Origin of the sequence: Nocardia sp. NPDC059195 (assembly GCF_042754695.1) — a bacterium.
Taxonomy (GTDB): domain Bacteria; phylum Actinomycetota; class Actinomycetes; order Mycobacteriales; family Mycobacteriaceae; genus Nocardia.
Genome location: NZ_JBHZBG010000070.1, coordinates 1 through 1,396 on the forward strand (window position 1 = coordinate 1; position 1,396 = coordinate 1,396).

Here is a 1,396-nt window from a genome sequence, read left to right on the forward strand (position 1 = left end):
GTGACGTGGGTGATACGGGATTCTTGGATGAGGTTGGTCAGGTTGGACATTCGCGTCACCGTGTCCTCTGGCGGGATGACCAATGTCGCTCCCGTCAACAACGCCATCCATGTTTCGGACACCGTGGCATCGAAGCTCCAGGACGCGAATTGCAGAACACGGCTTTTGCCGTCGACTCGGAAGCTCTCGGCCTGAGCGGCAATCAGATCTCCGATTCCGGTGTGGGTGACGGCGACGCCCTTGGGTGTGCCGGTCGTTCCGGAGGTGTAGATGATGTACGCCAGTGTGGAGGCCGGCGGAATCGTCAGCGGGATGTCGGATGTCTCTGTCGTGATCGTTCGTGTGTGATCAGCGACATCGATCACGGCCAGGCCGTACCCCGTCAGTCGGGGCGCGTATGGATCGACCGTAATGACCGCGACCGATGTCGCGTCGGTGAGCATGAATGCGACCCGTTCGTCCGGTTGACGCACATCGATCGGCAGATACGCCGCCCCCGCCTTGAGTACCGCCAGCAGCGACACCATCGCCTCGCCCGAGCGAGGCAGCATCAACGCGACGACATCACCCGGACCGACTCCTCTGTCGACGAGTAGTCGCGCGAATCGTGACGACGCCTCATCGAGTTCGGAATACGTCCATGACCGTTGTTCGAACACGATCGCTACCGCGTCGGGTGTCCGCTGTACCTGTGCGGCGAACATCGCCGGAATCGACACCGCCGCTGTAGGTTCGGCCAGTACCGCCCGGTTCGATAATTCCGTCAGCTGCGCTCGCTCGTGTTCGTCGAGGACCTCGATCGAGGACACCCGCTGCTGTGGATCGGCGGTGATCGCCGTCAGTACCCGTTCCAGTCGCGAGACCAGGCGTTCGATTGTCGCCGCGTCGAACACGTCGGACCGGTACTCGACCACGCCATTGATCCCGTCCGGCGCACCGGATTCGGTGTGGCTTTCCCCGATGCTGATGGTCAGATCCAGTCGCGCCGCGAAGGTCTGGATGGGCTGCGCGGAAAACCGCACCCCGCCGAGGCCGAGCTCGGCGGCCTCGTTGTTCTGCCAGGCCAACAACACCTGCACCAACGGGTGATGTGCCTGGGAGCGCGCCGGATTGAGACGCTCGACCAGCATCTCGAACGGCACGTCCTGGTTGGCGAACGCGTCGAGGCTGCGCTCACGCACCTGCCCGAGCAGGTCGCCGAAGCAAGGATCACCAGCGAGGTCGGTGCGCAACACCAAAATGTTGACGAAGAATCCGACCAGATCGTTCAACGCGGCATCGCCACGGCCCGCGGCGGGAATGCCGACCGCGATATCGTTGCTGCCGCTCATCCGTGACAACAACACCGCCAACCCGGCCTGGACGACCATGAAGGTGGTGGCGTCGAATTCGCCGG

At 63.2% G+C, this 1,396-nt stretch carries 1 protein-coding gene; it reads right to left on the reverse strand.

Annotation, left to right across the window (positions count from 1 at the left end):
* Positions 1-1,396, reverse strand: a 1,396-nt coding sequence (locus ACFXKN_RS33465) for an AMP-binding protein (RefSeq protein WP_379434799.1), incomplete at both ends; no start/stop codon positions are given.